This is a genomic window from Geomonas diazotrophica (assembly GCF_018919385.1).
In the GTDB taxonomy this organism is placed as follows: domain Bacteria; phylum Desulfobacterota; class Desulfuromonadia; order Geobacterales; family Geobacteraceae; genus Geomonas; species Geomonas diazotrophica.
Genome location: NZ_JAHLMF010000040.1, coordinates 1 through 1,286, shown reverse-complemented (window position 1 = coordinate 1,286; position 1,286 = coordinate 1). Strand labels below are relative to the sequence as shown.

The 1,286-nt window shown below is 55.9% G+C and carries 1 protein-coding gene; it reads left to right on the top strand.

Translation table 11 applies throughout. The annotated features are described in order from the left end of the window. The first annotated feature begins 69 nt into the window (after positions 1-69). Positions 70-1,211 (top strand): IS3 family transposase gene (locus KOM00_RS20430; RefSeq protein ID WP_407931701.1). Its coding sequence is split into 2 segments (ribosomal slippage): positions 70-333 and positions 336-1,211, totalling 1,140 coding nucleotides; the frame shifts between segments, so codons are not numbered across the junction. Positions 1,212-1,286 lie beyond the last annotated feature (75 nt).

Here is a 1,286-nt window from a genome sequence, read left to right as displayed (position 1 = left end):
TGAAGTGGTTGCGGTTTTTGAGACAGGGTGATAAGCAATGGACCGACCTATTTCCAGAGGAGAGGTTCAATGCCACAACATCGCACCCGTCACAGCGCAGAATTCAAAGCCAAAGTAGCCGTTGCCGCCCTGTCGGAGTCTAAGACTCTTGCTGAACTCGCCACCGAGTATGGAGTGCATCCCGCACAAATTACCCGTTGGAAGCAAGAACTGCTTGAAAGGGCCTCAGACGTCTTCGGGAAGGCAAAGAAGAAAGAGGTCAACCATGACGCCGAGATTGACGAGTTGCACCGCCAGATCGGCAAACTCAAGGTTGAGAACGATTTTTTGTCCAATCTGCCCGGGCTGAGCTTAGCCGGGCGCAGAAACAAAAGGTGATCGCCGCAGGTCATCCGGAAGTCTCGGTTGAACGCCGCTGTGAACTCCTGGACGTACCACGGGCCAGCTACTATCGCGGTCCTGCTACTGGTACGAGAATGGGAGATCTGGAGCTTATGCGCCGGATCGATGAGCTCTACCTGGAACACCCCTGGATGGGCAGTCGTTCTTTGGCTGGCCAACTTACTACGCCGGAAGAGCGGGTCGGCCGTGATCGGGTCAGGCGCTTGATGCTCACCATGGGCATCGAATCTTTGGCTCCCAAGCCCGGGACCAGCAAGCGGCAGCCGAAACACCCGGTATATCCGTACCTGCTGCGCGGCATGACGATTGACCGCCCCAACAAGGTCTGGGCAACCGACATCACCTATATCCCAATGCATAAGGGGTTCATGTACCTGATAGCCGTCATGGACTGGGCAACCAGAAAGGTTCTGTCATGGCGGCTATCAAACACGCTGGACACCAGGTTCTGCGTCGAAGCACTGAAGGAGGCGCTGTTCAAGTACGGAGCGCCGGAGATTTTCAACACCGACCAGGGCTGCCAGTTCACAAGTGAAGCGTTCACCTCCGTTCTCAAGGCCTGGAACATCAAGATCAGTATGGACGGCAAGGGGCGCTTCAAGGACAACATCTTCATCGAACGGCTCTGGCGCAGCTTGAAGTACGAACGCATCTACCTGAAGTCATACGAGTCGGGGGCAGAGCTTTCCGCTGACCTCACGACTTGGTTCACCTTCTACAACGTCAAGCGGCGCCACACTGCACTTGACAAGAAGACCCCGGATGAGGCTTATTTCGAAGGACTTGAGAACCTGAGGCCGGCAGCCTGACGCCGGTAATTCCCACATCGACGGGACATTGCTTATTGCGCCCATCAGGCTGTCTCACAAACCCCGGCCACCTCA